Raw genomic sequence first — 24,499 nt, forward strand, 5'->3', positions numbered from 1 at the left:
GCGGCCCTAAATGAGGGCCGCTGCTTTTCAGGGAATCAGACATGAACAATAACGATCTGGTCGCTAAGTTATGGAAACTTTGTGACAACCTGCGCGATGGCGGCGTCTCCTATCAAAACTACGTCAATGAACTCGCCTCGCTGCTGTTTTTGAAAATGTGCAAAGAAACTGGGCAGGAAGCGGAATATCTGCCGGAGGGCTACCGCTGGGACGACCTGAAATCCCGTATCGGTCAGGAGCAATTACAGTTCTACCGTAACCTGCTGGTCCACTTGGGTGCGGACGAACAGAAACTCGTGCAAGCGGTGTTCCAGAACGTTAACACCACCATCACCCAACCCAAACAGTTGACCGAACTGGTCAGCAATATGGACTCGCTTGACTGGTACAATGGAAGTAATGGTAAATCTCGCGATGACTTCGGCGATATGTACGAAGGGCTATTGCAGAAAAACGCCAACGAAACCAAATCCGGCGCAGGTCAGTACTTCACCCCACGCCCGTTGATTAAAACTATCGTTCATCTGCTGAAGCCACAGCCGCGTGAAATCGTTCAGGATCCGGCGGCGGGTACGGCAGGTTTTTTGATTGAGGCTGACCGCTACGTAAAATCGCAAACCAACGATCTGGACGATCTCGATGGCGATACTCAGGATTTCCAGATCCACCGTGCCTTTATCGGCCTTGAGCTGGTACCAGGCACTCGTCGTCTGGCGTTGATGAACTGCCTGTTACACGATATTGAAGGCAACCTCGATCATGGCGGTGCCATTCGCCTGGGTAACACGCTGGGTAGCGACGGTGAAAACCTGCCGCAGGCTCATGTGGTGATGACCAACCCACCGTTCGGCAGTGCCGCAGGTACTAACATTACCCGTACCTTTGTTCACCCAACCAGCAACAAACAGCTGTGCTTTATGCAGCACATTATCGAGACGCTGCGGCCTGGTGGTCGTGCCGCAGTAGTTGTACCTGATAATGTGTTGTTCGAAGGTGGGAAGGGAACTGATATCCGTCGCGATCTGATGGACAGGTGTCATCTACACACCATTCTGCGTCTGCCGACCGGCATCTTTTATGCCCAGGGTGTAAAAACCAATGTGCTGTTCTTTACTAAAGGCACGATGGCAAATCCTAACCAGGATAAGAACTGCACTGACGATGTCTGGGTATATGACCTGCGTACCAATATGCCAAGCTTTGGCAAGCGCACACCATTCACCGAGCAGCATTTGCAGCCCTTTGAAACTGTCTACGGCGTGGATCCACACGGCCTTAGCCCGCGCCCTGAAGGCGAGTGGAGCTTTAACGCCGAAGAGGCTGAAGTTGCTGATAATGAAGAGAACAAAAATATCGACCAGCACCAGGCCACCAGCCGCTGGCGTAAATTCAGCCGCGAGTGGATCCGTACTGCCAAGTCTGATTCGCTGGATATCTCATGGCTGAAGGACAAAGACAGCATCGACGCCGACAATCTGCCGGAGCCGGATGTATTAGCGGCAGAAGCTATGAGCGAGCTGGTACAGGCGTTGGGTGAGCTGGATGCGTTGATGCGTGAACTGGGGGCGGACGATGTGGCGGATGCTCAGCGCCAGTTGCTGAACGAAGCATTTGGAGAGGTGAAGGAATGAGTGCAGGGAAATTGCCGGAGGGGTGGGTTGAAAGCCAGCTTTCTGAAATATGTAGTAAGCCGCAATATGGGTATACAACTAAGTCCAGTGCTTCAGGGGAAATAAAATATTTAAGAACTACCGATATTACAAAGGGGGCTGTCAATTGGTCTAATGTACCGTATTGTTTAGATATCCCTGATGATGTATCAAAATATCAATTACATGATAGGGATATTGTTATATCTCGGGCTGGGTCAATAGGTTTTAGTTCCTTATTGAAGAATCCACCAAGTAATGCAGTGTTCGCTTCCTATCTTATTCGTTTTAAACCATCTGATTTTTTTTCAGAGCTTTATCTTAAGCGTTTTTTAGAGTCTGGAAACTATTGGAATCAGCTTTCCTCAATGTCGGCAGGAAATGCCGTCCAAAATGTGAATGCCCAAAAATTATCTACTCTTATAGTACCAATACCTCCACTTGTTGAACAAATAATAATCGCCGAAAAACTCGATACGCTGCTGGCGCAGGTAGACAGCACCAAAGCACGTCTTGAGCAAATCCCACAAATCCTTAAACGTTTTCGTCAGGCCCTGATGGCTGCAGCTGTGAGTGGTCATTTAACAGAAGCGTGGCGGAATAAACATTGCAATATAGATATAAATAATATTTCAGTAAGTAAGTATAAGCCTAATAATGGACTCTTTGAACAAGCAAAATCATCAGTTCCTGAAATACCTAGTTCATGGCAGATAATCCCCTCAGCTCATTTGATCGAATATATCACTAGTGGTTCAAGAGGTTGGGCGGATTATTACTCTACTGAGGGGGCTCTTTTTCTTCGGATGAGTAATGTACGCTATAATACAACTAAATTGGATCTGGATGATTTGCAATTTGTTAACCTGCCAGGCAGTGTAGAAGGTAAGCGTTCACATGTAAAAGTTGATGATCTAATCATATCTCTTACTGCTGATGTTGGGCGAGTTGCGAGAATAGATAAAGACCTAGGTGAAGCTTACATAAATCAACATCTTGCCTTGGTAAGGCCAACCAAAAATATTGACTCAGAATATTTTGCTTTATGTATTGCATCGCAAAATATAGGTGTTAAGCAAATTCAATTCTTTAAAAAAGGAGCAACTAAGGCTGGTCTTGGACTCGATGATATACGTAGCTTAGCTATTCCCTTTCCTCCACTCTCTGAACAACAAGAAATCGTTCGTCGTGTCGAACAGCTCTTTGTCTATGCTGATACCATTGAAAAACAGGTCAATAATGCTTTGACGCGCGTCAACAATCTTACTCAGTCAATATTGGCAAAAGCATTTCGTGGTGAATTGTCTTCGCAATGGCGAGCAGAAAACCCTGAGCTTATTACCGGTGAAAATAGCGCGGCTGCTTTGCTGAAAAAAATTAAGGACGAGCGGGAAGCTATAAAAAGGCTTCCTAAACCAAAGCGCTCCGCCATAAAAAAAAAGACAGGTAAACGCATGAGCAAACAAATCATCAAAGTGGTCGAAGCCTTGACACAAGCAGGTGAACCTCTGAGTGGCCAACAATTGTTAGATGCTGCAGGCTATCCTGGCGATAGCAATACAGACGATCTAGAAAAGTTCTTTCTCGATATTCGTCAGGCGCTTATAGTCGAAAAGTCTATTGTGAAACTGGAGCGTAGTGAAGATGGTCAAGATTGGTTTTCCTTGGCAGAGGTGGGCTCTAATGAATAACGTCAAATTCTAAGGTAGGCTTATGAAAGTCGATAAACTGCACATTCGCTCGCGCTTTAAAAATCTCGAGAACGTGACGGTGGACTTTGATCAAGACCATCTAATGACGGTAATTGTTGGCCGTAATGGCTCGGGAAAATCCAATGTTTTAGAAGCCTTGGTTTCCATATTTCGCAATCTAGATTTAGGGGAAGCACCACCGTTTTCTTATGAGTTGGTTTATAGACTGGGTGAGCCGCACAGTATAGACCAACCCAGTGACCGGTGGTTGGAGGTAATCATCGATGCTGACCCAACTCGTGGCACTCTGGCGAAGCAATATGAAGTTTGTGTTCGAGACTTATTAAGTGGTGAAACACCTGCGGATATGTTCGCTGAAAAACCACAAGGGATAACGATACCTTTTTCTAAGGTTAAACGTGACAAAGAGGGGAGTGCACCTTATCTTCCAAAATATGTGTTCGCTTATTATTCTGGGCCTAGCGATAGGCTAGAAAGGTATTTTAGAAAACATAGAACAGATTTTTATCGAAGCTTATTAAAAAATGAATTAGATCTAAAGGGGGATATTCGCCCACTTTTCTACGCCAAACCTCATCATAGTCAATTTGTATTGCTGGCTTTTTTCTTATCAGAACAAGACAGCAAAGAAAAAGCATTTTTACGTGAGCATTTAGGTATCGACGGTTTGGACAGCATTCACTTTGTGATGCGTCAGCCCGGTTGGGCCAAGGAAAAGGGGGAGTTATTTTGGGGGGCTCGTGGCGTGGTACGCCGTTTTTTAGATGAGCTGATTAAATACACATTATCACCGGTGAAAATTACCCGACAGGAAGATACTTCATTAACTGGAAGCAATATTCGTAACGAATTTTTCCATCTTTTCTTACCTGACCAATATGCTTTACGTGATTTCGCCAGGGACCTCAGCGCTGACGAACTGTTCAAAATGCTTGAGAGCACACTGTTGTCTGAAATTATTTCTGAAGTCAGCATTCGGGTTAAGGTATCCAGCAGTGAAGAGCCACTCACCTTTCGTGAACTAAGTGAAGGCGAACAACAGTTGCTTACCGTATTGGGTTTACTCAAATTTACTGGTGGTAAGGATTCATTATTCCTACTGGACGAACCCGATACCCACCTCAATCCGTCTTGGGCTGTGAAATACCTCAAATTTTTACGAGAGTTCGTACCTAATCATGAAACTAGCCATTTGCTAATGGTAACGCATCATCCACTTGCAATCGCAGAGCTAAAAAAACAACAAGTACAGGTTATGTGGCGTGATGATGATTATAAAGTCCACTCACAAGAGCCCTATATTGATCCTCGTGGTGCCGGATTTATGGCAACTCTTACTGAGATTTTCGGTCTCAACACTACATTAGATCTAGAAACACAAAGCTTACTGGATCAGAGAAACGAACTTGCCCACATAGAAAATCGTTCAGAGGATGAGAACAATCAACTTGATCTAATTAATGACCATTTGAATAGATTAGGCTTTTCGTTTGAAAACAGAGACCCTCTATACAGTGATTTTCTTTTGGCTTGGCAGGATTTACGGTATTCGGACAAACCTCTGTTAACACCAGATAAGGCTGCTCAACGTCGCTTAGCGATGAAAAAAGTAATTGAGGCGATCCTAACTAAGAAGGATGAATCATGATTTTCATTAGACGTGATGCAGCTCTTATTCCCCAGAAGGTTTTGGATGTTGCCCTGCGAGCACAAAGCGCTCTTGAGAAATTATCACCTGAAAAAAGAAAAGAATTCATTAAGAAAAAGTCACATATTTGGAGAGGGTTTTCAAAATATCTGGCAAAAATGTCTTATGGAAAGTGCTGGTATTCAGAGGCGAAGGATGCAGGTGCAAATTTTGATGTCGATCATTTCAGACCTAAAGCCGAAGCAAAAAGAACCGAAGAGATAGTTGATTTAGAAGGCTATGCATGGCTGGCATTTGATTGGGATAATTTTCGACTTTCTGCACAAAATTGTAATCGACTGAATACTGACGACGCTGGGGAAACTCACGGAAAAGGTAGTTGGTTTCCATTAATTGAAGGTAGTCCAAAAGCGTCATGGGATAATCGATGTGTTGAGAATGAAATGGTCGTTTTGTTGGATCCAGTTATTAAAGCTGATCTAACTTATATAGATTATGATGATAATGGTAGATTTAAACCAAGCCAACTTTGTGTCGGAATACCTGCGGTGAGAGTTAGAAAATCTGGTATTTTTTATGGACTTAATCTGGAAAAGATGCGAGAAGCTCGATTTGAGGTCATGAAGGATGCAAAGGAGTTATTCGAAATTATTCAGCAGTCTGCTTTAGAATTAGAGCAGTTTGGCGATAATGCACCAATGAAAACTATAGAACGTCAAATTGAAAAATTACGAATGAAGACTCGAGCTGATGCACCATTTAGTCGTGCAGTCCGAGCTCAGCTTACAAAAATTGGCGCGGATGACTATCTAATTGACCGAAGTTTGGATGCAGCGTGACGCTATATTTTGACCATGTAAAGAGCCTGTCCTTAATTCTGTGTAATTGCCATCGTATTAAAGGTGATCGCTCAGGCGGTCACCGAACTCGATAATAAAACGGCATAGCGACCCTGTTGTAATCATCCCCTACCACCATATGCTTATGAATCACATACATTAAAATACTTAAAAAAACAAACGCTCCCGACAACGCGCCGGGAGCGATAATCTCTTAAGGCTCCATCACTTCAACAACCACGTCTGTTGACCAGTTTTCCTCTCCGTTAATCACCTTTCCTTCCTTACAAGCTTTCGCCATTTTGTGGAGCTGAGAAGTGACATCATCATTGAAGTCAAAGCTGCGCCAGACATATGGGAAGTCGATACGCCAGTAGCCCATCCCCTGATCAAAGCGGATCTTCAGCACCTGGCCATTGTCAAAGTTCACCATCAATTTACGATGATGTGGAATATCTCGCGGGTAGTCGAACACCGTTATGTCAGCCGCTTTACCCATTGAGGCGGCAAACCACTGGTCAGCAAAATCCTGAAAATCAGCTTCACTCATCCAGTCGTGGGACGGTCGATTGCCTGGGCGATCTTTGTTTTTGAATAAGGTATCAATCACTACTTCCGCATCTTTGGTCATTAAGGTTTTCAGAGGCTTAAGTAAAGTGCTCAGTAATGCCAGCGCAACCGGGTTTTGCAGATAGCGATCGGTATAGTGAATATGGGTAATTCGGTTTGTTTTCATCAGGTTTTGTACTTTTTCATGGCCGTCAAAAAGTACATCCCAGAAGCGTTGGCCAAATTGCGAAAACGGGCCATTCAACTCTTTATGAATTTGAATGTCTTTAACCGGCTCAGTATAGTTCGCTGTGATTGCTGGCAGTGCGAACTCACGCAGAGCAGCAGGGCGATAGCATTGGCTGCGAACCACCAGCTCGTCATTCTGATGCCAGTGCGGCCCCGGCACCGTGGCTTGCTGGCTGCGTGATGCTAGCGTTATGACACGATCGGCGAAAGCGATTTGCGCCACAATAGGGAATGATACTTCCTGTTCGGCATGGCACAACCTTACGCCAATAGCTGCAAACTGCGCCAGTTCGTGCAACACCTCCGGATCGTCAACACCTGCGGGAATGACAATCTCAACCGCGACATTGTCTTTAAGCCGGTAGTTCTGGATTGCCGCGCGGAACTGCCGGGCATACAAATCCCACTCGTTGAGCGGCCCGTTCATCCACAGCGTAAGTTTATCTGCCCCTTCGTTAATTGCGCGACGTACAGCATCTTCGATGGTTCCAGGACAATACTGCGCATCGGGCAGCGAGAACTTCTCCTCGTCTGGCAAACCAATATAGTGGCTGAAATCATCCCCCAGCCAGGCCAGTGCGGCTTTGCGATCCAGATGGTCATGATCGTGACGCGTCTGCGAATCGAGTAAACAATCGCTACAGGCGGTATCGCAGTGGGTGCACCCTAGCTGTTTGACCATTCCCTGAAGTATCGCTTCAATATGCAATGGTGCACTGGAAGCAAACCCCGCACCGCCGCTAATGATGTCGTATAGGCTATGAAGAAGGTATTGGTAGCTCTGTAGAATTATTCTGTACCAACGGCGATTGCGGTGAGCGAATTACTCGTGACAACACTCGTCAAGTGCTGCAGCCCGCTGGGTTTGTCACAGATGCTTATGATTCGGTAACGAACAACATTGAAACGATGAAGTTTATCCCGGTAGTTCCAGCATGGGTATTTGTTAAGGCGGAGCGTTTGCCGCTACCAAACCCGGAGATGGGCTTTATGGCTTCAGGCGCTAATGGGCATGTATTCCAGCAGAGTATGGGCGAAGGTGGACATGGTTGACGAATTGCCCGGGGCTCAGGGCTGGCGCGGGATTCGACTTTTTACGCATCAGGGCTGTAGCTTTCATGCCGGTCGTCGTCAGCCCGATAATGAAGAAATGCTGATTGTCATGTTTCCTCATCCTCTTTCGCTGGGTTCAACGGCGCTACCTTCCTGTAAAGGATTCCGCGTTGAAATGACGGGAACAGAAGAAGGGCTACAGAAAGGTTTGATGATCCGTCGTCAGCAAACGGGGAATGCAGAGGTCTTTACGACGATGATTCTGGATATTCTCCATTCTCTCCTGAACGTTTCGGAACCACGTCTGTTTGAAACCCTGCTCCGTCGCATTCGTTTATGGCAGGCGTTTATGGAGCGGGATACTCGTCCACTTAGTCACGAAGAAGAAGTGGGGTTAATCGGTGAATTGACATGTCTGGAACGGTTGATCGAGAGCGGGCTTGCGTTGTCAACGGCAGTTGAAGCATGGGTAGGACCACAGCATGGCCTACAGGATTTTGAACTCGATGAACGAGTTATTGAGGTAAAAAGCACCACAGCAGAGCAGGGTTTTTGCGTAACCATCCACTCTCTTGAACAACTGGACTGGCAGCGGTCTGGCTCGCTCGTGTTGTGCGGTTTGCGTTTCAGCGAGCATCCCACCGGAGCGACTCTGAATGACATTATTAACCGTCTTCGGCAGCGGTTTGAGGGGAACTCTCAGGCAACTTGTCTTTTTGAGGGATCGCTTTGTCACGTCGGATATTTCAGTGAGCATGCTGAATTCTATACGCGTCATTTCTTGCTGACAGAGGCGTTCGCAATTCCCATTGAAGAGGATTTCCCTTCTCTGACGCATGCCAATGTCCCGTTGCCGGTGGTGAGTGCGTGCTATCAACTCGAACTCCAGACACTTATTCCGCAGGCTCAAAATTTTAACCATTGCTTGTCAGACTTTGCAGGATTACCGCATGGAACTTATTGATTTTTTACGTCAAACGCAGAATGAGATTCGCAAGGAATATCAGGATCAGATGGCTCAGCCTGGCGTTGAGTCACCTTTTCAGGAGCTGATTTTTACTGATATTGTCATGCGTCATATGGCCGATATCGGGATGACATTCGACGATGCCGAGACCTGTCACTTTATGGCGAAAGTCAGTGGGCATAATGTGCGTCTCAGCGGTTATGCCTTCTCAGAAGATGGCGATCAGCTGGACCTTTTTGTCAGTATTTATCACGGTAGCGATGAGCTTTGTCACGTCCCGGATGCCGAGACAAAAACGATTGCCAGCCACTGCATTCAATTTTTGCAGAAGTGTGTTGACGGTAAATTATCATCCACCCTGGATCAGTCTAATGATGCCTGGCAACTGGTAACAACCATCGAACAGTCCTATACAGAACTGGAGCAAATCAGAATTTATGTACTGACCGATGGTCAGGTAAAAACCCGATGGTATCAGTCCCGTGACGTGGCCGGTAAAACGATTAAATTAGAGGTCATGGACATTGTCCGCCTGTTTAACCACTGGCAGGAAGGTAAGCCACGCGATGAACTGCAGGTTAATTTTGATGAGATTGCGGGGGGCGCACTCCCTTGTGTCTGGATCCCGGATGAAATGGGTGAGTATGATTATGCGCTGACAGTGGTTCCGGGAGAGACGCTACGATTTATCTATGAAAAATATGGCAACCGGATTCTGGAAGCGAACGTTCGCTCATTTCTGAGCCAGACGGGGAAAGTCAACAAAGGGATTCGCGACACCTTACGTGAGCAACCTGAGCGTTTTATGGCTTATAACAACGGCATTGTAATTGTTGCCGATCAGGTCAGGCTTGGCGAAGCGCCGGGAGGTGGCCCAGGTATTGCGTGGATGCAGGGGATGCAGATCGTCAACGGTGGGCAGACGACGGCTTCCATGTTTTTCACCAAAAAGAAATTCCCGGCAACAAATCTGCGTAACGTGCGTGTGCCTGCAAAAGTCATCGTGCTGAAACAGACGAATAATGCGCAGGAAGAGATGTTGATTGCGGATATTTCGCGTTTTTCGAATAGCCAGAATAAAGTCAATATTTCCGATCTGTCAGCTAATCGACCTGTGCATGTACAGCTAGAAAAAATGGCAAACACGGTTTATTGCCCGGATGGATACAGTCGTTGGTTTTACGAGCGAGCGAACGGCAGTTATAAGGTTATGCTTGAACGAGAAGGTAAAACACCAGCGGGAATCAAACGGTTAAAAGACGCAATTCCGTCCTCTCGTCGGATAACAAAAACGGATTTCGCAAAATATCATTGTGCCTGGCTCCAGCGTCCGGATTTAGTCAGCCTTGGTGGACAGAAAAACTTTGCTGCATTAATGACGATGATCGACAAGGATACTGAGCATTATGGGGATGAACTGAGTATTGAGAGTTTTAAAAATTACATCGCGCAGGCCATTATTTATAAGAAAGCCTATAAGCTAATTAATTCACTTTTTCCCGCATTTAAAGCGAATATCGCCGCCTATACTGTGGCCGCCTATTCACACCTTTACGGCGACCAGACGAATCTGTCAGAAATCTGGAATCGGCAGGGCATTGAGGAAACGATGGGTAATCGCCTTGTCAGCTTAGCCCACCGGGTGAATAGTCTTCTGACTGAATCCGCGAACGGCAGGATGATTTCGGAATGGGCGAAGAAGCCTGAATGCTGGAACTATGTGCGCAGCAAAATCTATTTTTCCACACATGGAAAAACGGATGGCCTCTCACGTGATTAAATCGAACGTTGAGTTCAGTATCAAAGCCCTGTGAGCGTGTTGTGTTGCTCGCAGCGGTTGTTCTGTCTGGATGGGCTACTGGCATCAAAGTGTACTTTTGCCTTTTTCTCTATACAAAAGGCGTTTTTACGTGTTTCTGCTGGTATTTCTGGTTCTGGAATCACAGGTGGCACAAATTCCGGCTCTATCGCTTTGGCACGTCGATATTGATTAAATTCACCGTCCTGCGCCCTGCCTTTGCGCAGTGATCGTCTGGCCCGGCTACGTGATAAGTCAAGTAGTGAGGATCCCGCAGTCGTCACTACCGAGATCGCCACTGCGTAGCCGGGTTTGCGAGAAGCGGCCAATCAGAAAAACTAGCCGCAGCAGTAGCTGCTCTACCAACATTTTCATACTGTATCTATTTCTTTGTTCTGTATCGTTTGCGATAGCTTTTGTTGCAGGTATGATTTTGCGAACAGCATTCCAGTACTGAATTTTCTGCATGGGCATGTTTGCACCATTGCTACGATTTCTTCCAGGGATATTCATGACGAACATTAACTTCTCTCAAACGGCTGCGTTTATTTGGTCGGTGGCCGATCTGTTGCGCGGCGATTTTAAACAGTCTCAGTACGGACGCGTGATCCTGCCCTTTACGCTGCTGCGCCGCCTTGAGTGCGTGTTGGCGGAGACCAAAGACGCGGTTGTGGCGAAATACGATGAATTAAAAACCAGCCCGCCAGCCGCTGTACGGTGCGTTTGAATACAAAGGCAAGGTTGTTGAGTTTGAGCAGGACGGCGAACTGCGCGATAACGAAAATGTGCCGCTGAACCCTGCATTGTCTACCAGCGACCTGATTGAAAATTATTTCAAAGCTGAAGTGCTGCCGCATGTGAGCGATGCGTGGATAAACGCCGATAAGCGCGATGCGAAAGATGGTGAGGTGGGGATTGTCGGTTATGAAATTCCGTTTAACCGCCATTTCTATGTCTACCAGCCACCGCGCCCGTTAGAAGAGATTGATGCCGATCTGGATGCGGTCAGCGCCGAGATTATGAAGCTGCTGCAGGAGGTACATTCCTGATGGCTAAGTATAAGGCGTATCCGGAGTATAAGGAGTCTGGGGTTGAGTGGATAGACTCTATACCTTCTTACTGGGAGGTGAAGCCGACGTTTGCTTTATGTGACGCATCCACTCAGAAAAATATCGATGGTGCTGAGAGCAATGTTCTTTCATTAAGTTACGGAAATATTATCCCACGGGATGTTGAAACGAACTTTGGCCTTCTTCCTGAGTCGTTTAATACATATCAGGTCATTAGTTGTGGAGATGTGATTTTAAGGCTAACAGACTTGCAAAACGATAAAAATAGTTTGCGGGTTGGTTTGGCAAAACAGAAAGGGATCATTACTTCTGCATACTTAAAACTGAAAGCCAATAGTGATATAAATCCTAATTTTTTGTATCGACTACTACATTCATACGATACTACAAAGGTGTTTTACGGTATGGGGGGTGGTTTGCGGCAATCAATGAAGTTTGAGGACTTCAGAAGATTACCACTACTATTACCCCCATATGAGGAGCAGATTAAAATATCTGCTTTCCTCGATCACGAAACCGCAAAAATCGATAACCTGATCGAGAAGCAAAAGCAACTGATTGAACTGCTGAAAGAAAAACGTCAGGCAGTGATTAGCCATGCCGTCACCAAAGGGCTAAACCCTAATGTGCCGATGAAAGATTCTGGTGTTGAATGGTTGGGATATATTCCTAAGCATTGGGAGCGGTCTCGTATAGGATGGATGTGTAATGTAGGTAATGGTTGTACTCCTGGTAGAGAAAATACGCTGTATTGGCAAGATGGTTCTTATCCATGGCTAAATAGCTCGAAAGTTAATGATGAAAGAATATTAACTGCAGAACAATTCGTTACTACCAAAGCTCTGTATGAATGTAGTTTACCTATAGTAAAAAAAGGAAGTGTTATTATGGCTATTACAGGCGAAGGAAAAACTAGAGGTACATCTGCATTAATGATGATAGATGCAACCATTAACCAGCATGTTGCATATATAACGCCTAGGGCAAAAAATAAAATTTCGCCTGAATTTATCCATTTGTGGCTACAAAGCAAATATCAGCAAATACGTACTAGTTCTGAGGGATGGGGAAGCACAAAAGCGGCGATTACATGCTCTGATGTGAAATGCTATCCAATACCTGTGCCTCCACTAAAAGAACAGGCAGAAATAGTAAGGGCCATTGAAGAAAAGAAAACTATATTCACAAACCTTCTATTGAGTTGTGAAAAGGAAATTGAAATTCTCCAGGAACGCCGCACAGCCCTTATCTCCGCCGCCGTCACCGGAAAAATCGACATCCGCAATTGGGTTGCCCCTGATACGCAGAACGTTGAGGAGCCACAGGAGGCTACTGCATGAGCATGGACAGCACCAAAGAGCTGATTTTCCAGGATGAAATAATCGCGCAGATGATCGAGCGAGGCTGGGTTCGTGGCAAAAACAACGGCTACGATCGCGAACGTGCGCTGCACTCGCAGGATGCGCTGACCTTTGTGCAGACCACGCAGCCGCAGGAGTGGGAGAAGTTTGCCAAAATTTATCCTACCGATACCGAGCGTCATTTCCTCGATGCGCTGGTGGCGCAGCTAAAAAAGGCGGATATCAACGCTACCGATATGCTTTCGCGCACTTACGGCACGCTCGGCGTGTTGCGCCACGGTATCAAAAGTCATAACGCGCGTTTTTCCCTGTGCCAGTTTAAGCCGGAGCATAACCTCAATCCGGAAACCCTGACGCGCTACAAGCAGAATATCTGCCGTATCGTACCGGAGCTGGTTTTTAGCCCGCATGCGTCGAACGCCGCATTTGAAGACACGGGCGCTAAGGCGAAGAAATGGCGTATCGACCTGGTGTTGTTTGTTAATGGCCTGCCGGTAGCGACTCTGGAACTGAAGTCTGAATTTAAGCAGACGGTGCAAAACGCCATAACGCAATATAAGAAAACGCGTCTGCCGAAGGACCCTGGTACCAATAAACCCGAGCCGTTGCTGACCTTTAAACGCGGCGCGCTGGTGCACTTTGCCGTCAGCCAGTACGAAGTGTTTATGGCGACCAAACTCGAGGGCGATAAAACCTTCTTCCTGCCGTTTAACAAAGGTACGCATGATGGCGGTGCGGGGAACGACACTCCGGAAGATGCCAACGACTACGCCACCAGCTACCTGTGGAATGAGGTGCTGCTCCCGGACAATCTGCTGAAAATTCTCGCCAGCTTCGTGCATCTGCAAATCGAAGAGAAAGAAAACGCCATTGGCCTGAAGTACAAAAGCGAGAGCCTGATTTTCCCGCGCTATCACCAGTGGGATGTGGTGAACAAACTGATCACCGCTGCAACTCGAGAAGGCACCGGCAATAAATACCTGATTCAGCACAGTGCGGGGTCGGGAAAATCGAACTCTATCGCCTGGACAGCCCATCAGCTTTCCCGACTGTACGATGAAAATGGCGAGAAGCAGTTCCACTCGGTAATTGTGGTGACGGACCGCACCGTGCTGGACGATCAACTGCAGGACACCATCTATCAGTTTGAACATCAGGATGGCGTGGTCGGGCGTATCAACAACAAAGAAGGCGACGGCTCTAAATCAGACAAGCTTGCCTTCGCGCTGGAAAATTCTCAGCCGATTATTATCGTCACCATCCAGACCTTCCCGTTTGTCCTGAAAGCGATAGAAAACAGCGTCAGCCTCAAGCAGCGAAAATACGCGGTGATTGCCGATGAAGCGCACTCCTCGCAGAGCGGTTCTACAGCGCGTCAGTTGAAAGAAGTGCTGATGACTGAAGAAGCAGATGACGATGTAGAGATGTCTTCAGAAGATATTCTGGATGCCACCGTCGCCGCGCGTAAAGGAAGTAACAACCTCAACTACTACGCCTTTACCGCCACGCCGAAAGCCAAAACGCTGGAGCTGTTTGGCCGTCGTCCTAACCCACATGAACCGGCATCTAAAACTAATAAGCCGGAAGCGTTCCACATTTACTCCATGCGTCAGGCCATCGAAGAAGGTTTTATTCTTGATGTGCTTAAGAACTACACCAACTACAAGGTGGCATATAAGCTGCTGCAAAAGCTGGACGATCCTGATCGGGAAGTGGACAGCAAGAAAGCGAAGATCAAGCTGAATCAGTGGGTCTCGCTGCACGATCATAACGTGTCGCAGAAAGTGAAGGTGATTGTTGAGCACTTCCGCAAGCATGTGATGCATTTACTGGCCGGTCAGGCGAAAGCGATGGTGGTAACCAGTTCGCGTAAAGCGGCGGTGCGCTACAAGCTGGCGTTCGATAAATACATCGCCGAGCAAAAGTACGACAAGATCAGCGCGATGGTGGCGTTCTCCGGGGAAGTGGAATTCCACGAAGATGACCACAATAGCCTTGCGCTGCTTAACCAGAAGTTCACCGAGATCAATATGAACCCAGGCCTCAAAGGCCGGGATATGCGTAAAGCGTTTGATACCGACGACTACCAGGTGATGCTGGTGGCCAACAAGTTCCAGACCGGTTTTGACCAGCCCAAGCTGTGCGCCATGTATGTGGATAAAAAGCTGGGCGGCGTGGAGTGCGTACAGACGCTGTCTCGCCTGAACCGTACCTATCCTGGAAAGGCACAGTCCGGCACCTTCGTGCTCGATTTCTGGAACGAACCCGACGAGATTTTGGGCGCTTTCCAGCCGTACTACCAGACAGCGGAACTGACGGATGTCAGCGACCCGCAACTTGTTTTTGAACTCTATGAAAAGCTGCGCACCAGCGGCATTTTCCTGTGGAATGAAGTGGAGCAGTTTTGCGAGGCGTTCTTCAGCAAAAACAAATCCAACGCGGTCATCAGCAATATCTGCAAGCCTGCGGTGGAGCGCTGGAAGCAGCGCTATACATCGGCGATTGATGCGTATGTGCTGGCCAAAGAGATGTTTGAACGCACCAAGAAGACCGGCGATATTGTGCTGATCACCAATGCGGAAAACACTTTCAAAGAATGCGAGAAAGAAAAAAGTAAGCTGGATATCTTCAAGAAAGATCTCGGCAGTTTTGTCCGCTTTTACGAGTTTATGTCGCAAATCGTCGATTACGACGACAAGAACTTAGAAAAGCTGAGCCTGTTTGCCCGCCACTTGCGTCCGTTGCTGCATGAACAGCGTATCGAAGAAGATGAGATTGATTTAAGCAACGTCGAGATGAGTCATTACCGCTTATCAAAACTCCACGAGCAGCATCTGAAGCTGCAAGAGGATGCAGAAGATTACAAAATAAAACCAGGTAATGATGTCGGTACCGCGAAGCCGAAGGACAAGAAAGAAGAGTTTCTGTCGAATATCCTGGCTCGCCTTAATGAGCTGTTCGTCACCGATAATCTCACCGATAAAGACATGATTAATTATGCCTTCGCGGTGCGTGACAAGCTGTCAGAAAACCAGGCAGTGATGACTCAGATTGCCAACAATACGCGCGAACAGGCGATGCTGGGCGATTTTCCCAAAGCCATTGATGATGCCGTGATGGACAGCAACGACGCCCAGCAGGAGATGATGGTGCAATACCTCTCTAACCCTGAACTGGCGAAAGGCTTTGCCCGGGTGGTATTTGATATGTTGAAAGGGGCGTGACTTTAGCGGTCTGGATTGGACGTTTTGATGAGTGTAGAGAGCTGACAATACAGCTTTAAAAAAGGGGCGGCTATTATTGCGCCCCAGATTCAATGCGTAAAATAAGAAACTATTCACTTACAGCACCTTCAGCAACTTTAACTATTTAACAATGGATAGTCGTAGAGCGTGTCGTCTTTCAAATGCTGTGTTATCAGCATTCTGAGAAACGATTCGCTGACATTTAGCGCTGACTGGTCAATAATTCATAATGATGCCATAAGCCGTGGTAAATTCCCCATTAATGGTCGAGCACGAAAAGCCTTTCTAAAAATAACCTCTTGGCGCATATAGTTACAATAATCAGCAGGGTAGCAAAGCCACCAGTGCTTTGTAACATCTCTCTCCCGCTTCATCAGTCACGCCGGATAAAGCCCTCGTCATATCGTCTGGCTTTAAAGTCCACCCTAATCACATTTTCGCCTGCACTTTCTGTGGATTTCAAACAACTCTCTACCTGCATAATCATATTGGCGGCGGTTCCCCAGCCATGCTCATTTTGCGGGTTTACCTGCGCTCTTATTATTACTTCACCCGCTAAAGGTAATTCAGAATAATCAATCATGCTGGCCTCTTATTATTTTTTATAGATGAGAAGAGAGATGGATTTATTGCTCTGTCAGCGAAGGCGTTATTTAACATCCTGCTTTAACTCTATATGGCACAGTCATTCAGACGCTCAGGATAAAGTATGAAAATTCCACCGCTTTTCACCTGAAAGTCAGCGCTACCCCGGCATTAGCTTTTCGCTGACCGCCTTGACCCATGACAAGGCGGTCAAAGGCGCCCTCTCTTTATAATCGCGCCCGTTAACTTTCTCACGGGTGTGACCTATGGCTTACCAACTGAACCTGAACTGGCCGGAATTTTTAGAAAAATACTGGCAAAAACAACCTGTTGTTTTAAAGAACGCTTTCCCCGGCTTTGTCGATCGCATCACGCCTGATGAGTTAGCGGGCCTGGCGATGGAGCCAGAGGTGGACAGCCGCCTCGTGAGTCATTTTGAGGGTCAATGGCAGGCCAGCAACGGGCCGTTCGAGCATTTTGATGGTCTGGGGGAAACCGGCTGGTCGCTACTGGCGCAGGCCGTCAACCACTGGCACGCGCCGTCTGCCGAGCTGGTGCGTCCGTTCCGTGTGCTACCGGACTGGCGGCTGGACGATCTGATGATCTCCTTCTCCGTGCCAGGCGGCGGCGTGGGGCCACACATCGATCAGTACGATGTGTTTATTATTCAGGGGATGGGCAGCCGCCGCTGGCGGGTGGGGGATAAACTGCCGATGCGTCAGTTCTGCCCGCATCCGGCGCTGCTGCATGTCGATCCGTTCGAACCGATCATCGATGAAGATCTGGAGCCGGGCGATATCCTCTATATTCCGCCTGGATTCCCACACGACGGCTTTACCCATGAAACCGCGCTCAACTACTCGGTGGGCTTCCGTGGTCCGAACGGCCGCGATCTGATCAGCAGCTTTGCCGATTACGCGCTGGAAAACGATTTGGGCGGCGAGCACTACAGCGATCCGGATCTTACCTGCCGCGAGCATCCGGGTCGGGTGGAAGAGTACGAGCTGGATCGTCTGCGTGACATGATGATCGAGGTGATCAGCCAGCCGGAAGATTTTAAGCAGTGGTTTGGCCGTTTTGCCACCACGCCGCGTCATGAGCTGGACATCGCGCCTGCCGAGCCACCGTATGAAGAAGAGGAAATCCTCGATGCATTGCAGGGCGGCGAAGTGCTGTCACGTCTGAGCGGGCTGCGGGTGCTGCACATCGGCGACAGTTTCTTCATCAACAGCGAGCGCCTGGAGACGGTCGATCCGGTGGCCGCCGATGCGCTGTGCCGCTACTCGTTTATCAGCCAAAAAGAGCTGGGCGAGGCGGTCAACAATCCGGCCTTTATTACCGAGCTGACCGCGCTGGTGAATCAGGGCTACTGGTTCTTCGACGAGTAATGCCCGCTGACCCGGCCTGCAAACGGGTAAGATGTTGCAGGCCGGGTCGCCAGACCGTCAGCCACGCCGCTTCAGCCAGCGTTGTGCAGTGTTCACGAAAGCGCGTCTCATCCACATGGCTCGCTCGGTATTCACACTTCTGGCGGTGTTAGGGAAATCAGCCAGTCGTCAATATCATCCGATATATGCTCTTTTTGCTGATGAATACTGAACAATAAGTCTTCCTGGCGCGGTTGACCAAAAACAATGCGGTAGAGTGCCAGGCCCTGCTTAAGCTGCTTAAATTTAATGCTTTCTTTACTGTAGGGCAGCATCGGAATGCGGCGTTCTACATGTGATGGCCCTTCAAAAATCCAGTAGGGGATTAAATCGGATTGCGTTGCTGTGCGATCGTTTGCTGCCTGTGTGAATAACGTTTTCCACGGATCGTATTGCTGTTCATCTGACGTAAGCGTATCCAGACCATAGCGTGCAGCTACGTTTTTTCTCACCGCATGGCCTTTATAACGATGAACACGCCCCTCGCGCTGCTCAAGATCGACCGGATTGGAAGGTAAATTCCAGTGCATCACCGCATGGCACCAGGTATGAAAATCAAGTCCTTCCTGGCCAAGGGATGTGGATGCCAGTACAAACGGACGAAAAGGCGAGTTGAACGCATCTTTAACGGTTTCGGCTCGTGCATTGCCTTGTTTATCATCGTTATTGACGTTTCCATAGCGTAAGGCGAAACGGCAACGGGTGACGATGTTGTTTTTCGTATAACCCCCGTTTTTGGCTTTAAATTCATCGATATGCAATTGCGCCGGGCGCAACGATAAAACTGAATGGATATGTGTAGCGATGTAATTTATTTGTTCTGCCGTGGTTCGGTCCTTAAGGCTCGGTTTTTCATACAGAACATGTACATATTCATCGAGCACTGCCTGTAGATTGCCATCAATGCCATATTGCAAAGTCAGCCGCCAGTAAGTGTCATCACCTGTACCCCGCAGTAATAAAATGGTCTCTGCCAGGTTAAAAAGTGTGCGGAATCCTGCGGCAATTTGAACGGCTGCAGACAACACCTCGTTTGCGGAAATATCCAGGTCTTTATTAATACGGTTAAGCGCGCGTAAGGCACAGGTTCCCGGTGCGGCAAGTGCAAATTCACACAGCACATCGGCGAGATCCGCTGGACGGGGGCCAAGCGTATTTGGGGACAGCGCTATTTGCAAAAAGTAATCGATATGATCCTGAAAAGGTTCACTGACTTCATTTTCGGTAGCCCCGACCGGCCAGTCAGTTTTTGTCTCGCACCAATTCAGATATTGAGCATTCGCATCCAGCAGAGCAGGTGCGGCCCAGTACCAGCGTTCATCTGCGCGCGCACCGGGTTCTCCTGCGGGAAGATTACGCAGCAGTGCTTCACACTTCGCTTTGGCAATAGCACGCATTTTTTCTATGGTGAGAGGTTTTCCACCCTGGGCCCGTGCGATCGCCAGCGGATCGATTTGTGCGGCAAGCGTGGGAGAAGGCAATATCCATGCAATGACTGGCATTCCCGTCAGGCGCTTGTCTTTCGATGATGTGCTGATGCGTAAAAGCTTCGCCACTTTTGTGGTGAGTTTGCTGTGGGTGATGTCGGCATCACTGACCATTCTTCTTTCTGCTTCGTAAGAGCATATTGTCGCAATGGCATCCGGTACGGCGTTCCAGCGTGAAAATACCAGCGTTTTGGTGAGATTATCTTTATTCTGATAAACCCCTCCAGGCAGCGTATAAGGCAGTGAAGGTGGCATCCACAGTAATTGCCACATTCCTTTATCAAGAGTGTCTTCAAACAGCATTCGCATTCGAGGGTTAGCCGCATCAATCGGTTTATATTTCTCAAATTTACCTTTTGTCAGCCACTGTTTTTTAGCCGTTTTTAAGAGTGTATTGAGACTGTCAGAAGGGTTAGTGATAGTTTCATCCAGACGATTACGCAGTTCGTAAGACTTGAGAAAATTCAGAAGATAGGGCGCAGACTTCCAGTACTCCAGCGGGTCGGCGACATTCAAATTGAGCGCAAGGGAATCAACATTGGCTGCATGCTGAAGATCTTTGACTGTAAGGGGCGTATGCCGCTTCACTTCAATCGTCATCGCGTTCTGATCCCGTGTGGTCGCAATCCTTTCAGTACGACACATGACCTGAAGTAACGCCTGCTCCAGATCGTATTTCGCATTGATGTTCAGCGTTGACCCTCGTAAAGCATTGCGGATCGCCAACAGACGTTGCTCTATCTCAGCGATTTTCTCCACATCGTTGAATAAGAATTCCAGCGTGCTGATAAAGTCCTTGTAGTGGTTATCTTCACTGCTTTCCTGATCGGTGGTGTACATCTTGTAAGGTGTTGCTGAGAGCAGCAATACCCGTACATCGCGATGGTCAAAAAGGGCTTTTGCCAACGCAGCAGCGTCATCATCTCCGTTAAGTAGCGATTTAAACCGCTGAAATTCATCAAGAATAACCAGGTCCGGTTCCAGTGCTGATAAACATACTGAGGCCAGTTTATTGCGTAGCTTGCCAATCAGATCGTAACGCCACTGAGAATCCTCTTCCGACCAGTCACCATCAGCGAAGCGATTGCATACCTCTTTTAACTGCGCGTAGAGCGCCGGGTCATCCATAACGGCACGACGAAAATCTTTGGACAGATCGACATCAAGCGGGTCGGCGGAAATCTGGCGTACCGTATGATCCCAGCTTTGTGGCGAGGCCGTAGCCTGAAGCGATGTATACATACCCCGACGTAAGCGTTCACGTCGCTCGCCTTTTGCCAGTGGCAGGTCGAAAAGTATCTGATAAAGAATCCCGCGCTCTTCCATTTGACCGCCGCGGCTTCGGGTGTGATCGAAAGTTGTGCCTGGCGTCAGACTAATAAAATTGAGTTTATTTTGCCGCAGCGAGCGGACTTGTCTTGGAAGCAGCGTCAGGCGCGTTGTTAGCGGTGTTGCGCCATTATGGTTCATCTTCAGGCTGTTAATATTTTGCGTGGCGATAGCTGCATTTGAACAGATATAAATAATATCTATCCGATCCATTTCATCCTGCAAATGTGCAATGGTTTTAGCGATGATCCCACGTGCCACCATGGTTTTTCCCAGTCCCACTTCATCCGCAACCAGAAAACGGGTTTGCTTTTTTTTGCCGTAAAATTGCTCAAAAACGTAATTAACCGTTCTTTTTTGAAAGTCTTTCAGACCCGCCAATGGTGATGGTTTGGGCAGATTTTTATTGTTCACGATGAACTCCTGTCGCCGATTCGAATACCGCCCACAGATCCAGAAAATCTTCAGGGATAGGTTTGTCAGGACTGTGGCGCAGGTTTTTTACCAGCGCCGCAACATCGGCCAGGCGTTCGGGATTACGGCTGTACATCCGGGTCAGTTCTTCCAGCAGTGGCACTTCTTCCCCCAGAGATAGCCCATAGAATCCGTTAACCGGGTCTGCATTTATCTCAGTGGAAAAGGCGAAGGGTGAATCGGCATTAAGTAACATCATCAGATAGCGCATGAAATCTTCCTGCCTGTTGATGATAGTTTGCAAAATCATCGCTTCACGTTCATCGGGGACGGCTATTAGGGGCAGGTTAAGCACGAAGCGTACAGTGACCTCCGGGTGCGCGGTGTGGAGTTCAAAGGCTATCAGGCCCGTAAGCGAGGCAGCAGAAAACTCGCCTAATACTAGCTCCTTGTCGAGGGCATTGAGCGGCAACGCGCATCCTGATTCAGCCGGGACCGTCACCGGCCAAATCCATCCCGATACAATGCCAGGCAACGGCGGAATTGCGCCTGACAGGATTAGCGCCCAGGCTTGTTCATTCTGGCCAGGGCGGCATGTCACATTAAGGCAGGCTTGCGCCAGTAGCGAGCGGGCATTCTCAGCAATACGCTCCGCTTCTGCACGCTGTGTATCCGGCTCAGCTTGCTGGCTTTCATCGAAATCGACGAGATATTTTCCCATCCCTTCAGCGCTAAGCATGTCTCCAATCGAACCGATTTTACTTTTTTTGCCTTTAAGTGAAACCAGAATTTCACAATTTTTACCGCATAATAATGCTGCATTGGTGGCATTGGCTGAACCGAGAACGATCTCGCTGTCCCAGCCCGTTTCAAACAGCAATACTTTGGCATGCAGGCCCGTGGCAGTAATAGCATCCGTCCCGGGCGCTTCCGGGACATCGGGGTTCTCAGCCGCATCATCAAGATGAAGCGTGCGCGAAAAAAGCGCGCGTGTTTCACTTTTCAGCGCAAGTAAAGTTTCTGGCCGCGAAATGAGCGCATCTATATGTTTATATCCATCAACAATATATTGCAGAGCCTTGTCAGAGCAGAAAGGCGATATCACCGCGACCCGACTGGCCTGCGGCGGTTTCCAGCTAAACCTTTTTATACCGGGCAGGTAAAATGCTATCTCGTCAAAACCTGGCGGGTATTGCCAGTCAACGCGCTGCAATTCGCTGGCAAATCGTAACGCCTGGTCGCGCCGTGTTTCATCACAATTTCCTGTACATAGCTCCGGCAGGAGTTGGATTAAATGCGCTAAAGGATTGTTGATTTTATGTCTGCGTCCAGTGAGCCACCCCTCCAGCTGGAGAGAGAGATCCCATGATGCATCAGTGGTGAGGTTACGACTTAAAATGACCAGCCGATACATCACCTCATCTTCATATTCATCAGCAAAGCGGATAGCCCAGATTTTAGGATGGAAAACGCCGCCATTAGGGGCAGATACTTCAATAATCATTTTCTCCAGCATGCCGAATAGCGGGCTTGGCTTCCCTTTGGCAGGTACCTGAATCCGTCCTTGTTGAACATAAACGGTAATGTTATCTGCATAACGGCGAATCGCTTCGAAGCGGGAAAAAAGGTCATCTCCTTGCTGAGCATCTGTGGCCATTAAGGCCAGGTGTACAGGGGCCTGAAGTAAAAAAGCAGGATCGAGGGAGAAGGTTGTGGCAATGGCTTCTTTAAATCGCATACCTGGTGGTGGCGTCAATGCCGATGTATACAGCGTGCGGTTTTCGGGGCTTAACATACTTCTTTTCCCTTAAATCCCAGTGCCAGATCGTTTAAAAATGTTCTCACTGTATTCCAGCGATACGCCAGTTTTCCGGTACCGGCATAGCCTTGCCACATATCCAGTGCGAGCTGATTTTTAAAACGTGAGCGTGCACCCTTTAATTCGATTTCCCTTTGCCGAATGAGAGCCAAAGCATTTTCATCACTGAGCAACGTTTCTGGAGAGTGTTGAATATGGCCGAGCCATTGCTCAATAAAGAGTCGTGTTTTATAGGACACGCTATGCCCTGGCTGGCAGACAGCTTCCCACAGCGCTTGAGGTTGCCAGTTACGGATGTCGTTATAGGGTAATGTTGTAAGCCACGCCGCAAAGCGTTCTTCATGATCGCGGGCGAGCGCTGTTAAATTTGATTTTCGCGCCAGTTGCACATTATAAGAAAGTGCTGCTGCGTACATGATTTCTGAGAACAGCCGCGCATGAGTGAGTAAGGCCTTCAGGTTGTCGGGGAAAGATGCATAACCGGGATGCTCCCAGGGGAAATTTACGCTGACTTCCTCGCTGTTAAGCGCCAGATGTGCCAGCAAACTACCGGGGCAGGAGGCCTGAATACGATCGCTGAGAAAACTGGCTTCTTCACGTGTCAGATCGAACGAAGCGCCAGCCGGGAAATCATCAGGTGCTGGAGGCAGGCTGGAATGCCAGCTAAGCGCTATTTTGCGCTGCTCAGGATCCACATCATCGCCGCGAATTTTTTCCTTATTTTCCCGCGCGGCGATAGCATCACGGCAACGGTAAAGCTCATCAACGCGGCGGTGATATTCGTCCTGCGAACAGTCGATCAGCCGAATTTTCCACCGTCCAAGACCTGACCAGTATATGGAACCAGGCAAGCGCTTAAGGTTCTGACCAGAATGTTTACCAAATGCACCTGCCGGATCACGAGAGGCAAGCAATGGCTTAAAGAGACTGCGTTCCTGCTGGTCAGCAATACGGGCAAAACTTTCAGCGGGCGTTCGTTTCCCTTCAAGCTTTTGATACATCCATGGGATAAACAACATATAACGTAAACGTGTCTGGATGGTGCTGGTGCCAGGGAAAAGCTGGTCGGCGAAACTGTCGCGGATGGCGCTAATACCCAGCTCATCGCGGCTCTCTTTTTCCTGGAATTGTGAAAAAAGGCGTAACGTCTCTTCCTGGGCACGTAAATCATGATCAAGCCAGGCCAGAACAGATGCCATTTAATGACTCCCTATAAAACGATCTCCGTTAAAATAACGGTCAATCTGCAACGATAATTTTTAGCGTGCAGCATACGCTCATGAGAATGAGCCTAACGA

14 protein-coding genes and 3 pseudogenes are annotated in these 24,499 nt (G+C 48.1%); 12 read left to right on the top strand and 5 right to left on the bottom strand.

The genetic code is table 11. The features are described 5' to 3' along the window. The first annotated feature begins 41 nt into the window (after positions 1-41). From BM373_RS12235 to BM373_RS12250, 4 genes are read left to right on the top strand one after another with little or no spacing between them, the layout of a single operon-like run. Positions 42-1,631 carry a type I restriction-modification system subunit M gene (locus BM373_RS12235; protein ID WP_090461788.1) on the top strand — a complete coding sequence of 530 codons (1,590 nt, stop codon included), beginning with the start codon at positions 42-44 and terminating at the stop codon, positions 1,629-1,631. Beyond that, positions 1,628-3,340 carry a restriction endonuclease subunit S gene (locus BM373_RS12240; protein WP_090461789.1) on the top strand — a complete coding sequence of 571 codons (1,713 nt, stop codon included), beginning with the start codon at positions 1,628-1,630 and terminating at the stop codon, positions 3,338-3,340. Before BM373_RS12235 ends, BM373_RS12240 begins: the two co-directional genes overlap by 4 nt. Positions 3,341-3,362: 22 nt before the next feature. Further along, positions 3,363-5,009, top strand: a complete 1,647-nt coding sequence (locus BM373_RS12245) for an AAA family ATPase (protein WP_090461791.1) — start codon at positions 3,363-3,365, stop codon at positions 5,007-5,009. Next, positions 5,006-5,848, top strand: coding sequence for an HNH endonuclease (locus tag BM373_RS12250; RefSeq protein WP_090461792.1), 843 nt, complete (start codon positions 5,006-5,008; stop codon positions 5,846-5,848). The genes BM373_RS12245 and BM373_RS12250 overlap by 4 nt, the downstream gene beginning before the upstream one ends. A 214-nt stretch (positions 5,849-6,062) precedes the next feature. Here BM373_RS12250 and BM373_RS12260 read toward each other — a convergent pair. Beyond that, positions 6,063-7,403 (bottom strand): annotated as a pseudogene (locus BM373_RS12260) (DUF1998 domain-containing protein); the annotation flags it as partial. Between BM373_RS12260 and BM373_RS21840 the strand changes: the two are divergent. The 7 genes and pseudogenes from BM373_RS21840 to BM373_RS12295 all read left to right on the top strand — a co-directional run. Further along, positions 7,400-7,696: pseudogene (locus BM373_RS21840) on the top strand (hypothetical protein); the annotation flags it as partial. The pseudogenes BM373_RS12260 and BM373_RS21840 overlap by 4 nt on opposite strands. Beyond that, the gene (gene mzaD, locus BM373_RS12270) at positions 7,692-8,663 is read left to right on the top strand and encodes an MZA anti-phage system associated PD-(D/E)XK motif protein MzaD (RefSeq protein WP_256214640.1); all 972 of its coding nucleotides are present in this window, start codon (positions 7,692-7,694) and stop codon (positions 8,661-8,663) included. The pseudogene BM373_RS21840 and the gene mzaD, both read left to right, overlap by 5 nt. Then, positions 8,650-10,446, top strand: coding sequence for an MZA anti-phage system associated AIPR family protein MzaE (gene mzaE / locus BM373_RS12275; protein WP_090461795.1), 1,797 nt, complete (start codon positions 8,650-8,652; stop codon positions 10,444-10,446). The genes mzaD and mzaE overlap by 14 nt, the downstream gene beginning before the upstream one ends. 529 nt (positions 10,447-10,975) lie before the next feature. Beyond that, positions 10,976-11,191 carry a type I restriction-modification system subunit M N-terminal domain-containing protein gene (locus BM373_RS12280; RefSeq protein WP_090461797.1) on the top strand — a complete coding sequence of 72 codons (216 nt, stop codon included), beginning with the start codon at positions 10,976-10,978 and terminating at the stop codon, positions 11,189-11,191. Then, positions 11,157-11,513 (top strand): annotated as a pseudogene (locus tag BM373_RS12285) (SAM-dependent DNA methyltransferase); the annotation flags it as partial. The gene BM373_RS12280 and the pseudogene BM373_RS12285, both read left to right, overlap by 35 nt. After that, positions 11,513-12,874, top strand: a complete 1,362-nt coding sequence (locus BM373_RS12290; protein WP_090461798.1) for a restriction endonuclease subunit S — start codon at positions 11,513-11,515, stop codon at positions 12,872-12,874. The pseudogene BM373_RS12285 and the gene BM373_RS12290, both read left to right, overlap by 1 nt. Continuing rightward, a complete protein-coding gene (locus BM373_RS12295; protein WP_090461800.1) occupies positions 12,871-16,119 on the top strand; it encodes a type I restriction endonuclease subunit R in 3,249 nt (1,082 codons plus the stop codon). Before BM373_RS12290 ends, BM373_RS12295 begins: the two co-directional genes overlap by 4 nt. A gap of 394 nt (positions 16,120-16,513) precedes the next feature. Here BM373_RS12295 and BM373_RS21475 read toward each other — a convergent pair whose 3' ends face one another. Then, positions 16,514-16,723, bottom strand: coding sequence for a hypothetical protein (locus BM373_RS21475; protein WP_143102657.1), 210 nt, complete (start codon positions 16,721-16,723; stop codon positions 16,514-16,516). 268 nt (positions 16,724-16,991) lie between these two features. Here BM373_RS21475 and BM373_RS12300 point away from each other — a divergent pair, with 268 nt between their 5' ends. Continuing rightward, on the top strand, positions 16,992-18,113 hold the full coding sequence (locus tag BM373_RS12300) for a ribosomal protein uL16 3-hydroxylase (RefSeq protein ID WP_090461802.1): 1,122 nt from the start codon (positions 16,992-16,994) through the stop codon (positions 18,111-18,113). Positions 18,114-18,244: 131 nt separating this feature from the next. On the opposite strand, the gene BM373_RS12305 is transcribed toward BM373_RS12300, so the two are convergent. Genes BM373_RS12305 through BM373_RS12315 form a run of 3 tightly spaced genes read right to left on the bottom strand, consistent with a single transcriptional unit; the run spans position 18,245 to position 24,400 of the window. Next, a complete protein-coding gene (locus BM373_RS12305; protein ID WP_218159468.1) occupies positions 18,245-21,382 on the bottom strand; it encodes a helicase-related protein in 3,138 nt (1,045 codons plus the stop codon). After that, on the bottom strand, positions 21,372-23,177 hold the full coding sequence (locus BM373_RS12310; RefSeq protein ID WP_090461806.1) for a phospholipase D-like domain-containing protein: 1,806 nt from the start codon (positions 23,175-23,177) through the stop codon (positions 21,372-21,374). The genes BM373_RS12305 and BM373_RS12310 overlap by 11 nt, the downstream gene beginning before the upstream one ends. Further along, on the bottom strand, positions 23,171-24,400 hold the full coding sequence (locus BM373_RS12315; RefSeq protein ID WP_090461807.1) for a DUF6361 family protein: 1,230 nt from the start codon (positions 24,398-24,400) through the stop codon (positions 23,171-23,173). The genes BM373_RS12310 and BM373_RS12315 overlap by 7 nt, the downstream gene beginning before the upstream one ends. Positions 24,401-24,499 lie beyond the last annotated feature (99 nt).

This window comes from Enterobacter sp. kpr-6, assembly GCF_900116015.1.
GTDB lineage: Bacteria > Pseudomonadota > Gammaproteobacteria > Enterobacterales > Enterobacteriaceae > Enterobacter_D.

Coding starts and splice junctions, on each gene's coding strand:
- BM373_RS12310 (WP_090461806.1), bottom strand. CDS start 23,177: ATGTTAAGCCCCGAAAACCGCACGCTGTATACATCGGCATTGACGCCA.
- BM373_RS12240 (WP_090461789.1), top strand. CDS start 1,628: ATGAGTGCAGGGAAATTGCCGGAGGGGTGGGTTGAAAGCCAGCTTTCT.
- mzaE (WP_090461795.1), top strand. CDS start 8,650: ATGGAACTTATTGATTTTTTACGTCAAACGCAGAATGAGATTCGCAAG.
- BM373_RS12300 (WP_090461802.1), top strand. CDS start 16,992: ATGGCTTACCAACTGAACCTGAACTGGCCGGAATTTTTAGAAAAATAC.
- BM373_RS12235 (WP_090461788.1), top strand. CDS start 42: ATGAACAATAACGATCTGGTCGCTAAGTTATGGAAACTTTGTGACAAC.
- mzaD (WP_256214640.1), top strand. CDS start 7,692: ATGGTTGACGAATTGCCCGGGGCTCAGGGCTGGCGCGGGATTCGACTT.
- BM373_RS12250 (WP_090461792.1), top strand. CDS start 5,006: ATGATTTTCATTAGACGTGATGCAGCTCTTATTCCCCAGAAGGTTTTG.
- BM373_RS12295 (WP_090461800.1), top strand. CDS start 12,871: ATGAGCATGGACAGCACCAAAGAGCTGATTTTCCAGGATGAAATAATC.
- BM373_RS12315 (WP_090461807.1), bottom strand. CDS start 24,400: ATGGCATCTGTTCTGGCCTGGCTTGATCATGATTTACGTGCCCAGGAA.
- BM373_RS12290 (WP_090461798.1), top strand. CDS start 11,513: ATGGCTAAGTATAAGGCGTATCCGGAGTATAAGGAGTCTGGGGTTGAG.
- BM373_RS12280 (WP_090461797.1), top strand. CDS start 10,976: ATGACGAACATTAACTTCTCTCAAACGGCTGCGTTTATTTGGTCGGTG.
- BM373_RS12245 (WP_090461791.1), top strand. CDS start 3,363: ATGAAAGTCGATAAACTGCACATTCGCTCGCGCTTTAAAAATCTCGAG.
- BM373_RS21475 (WP_143102657.1), bottom strand. CDS start 16,723: ATGATTGATTATTCTGAATTACCTTTAGCGGGTGAAGTAATAATAAGA.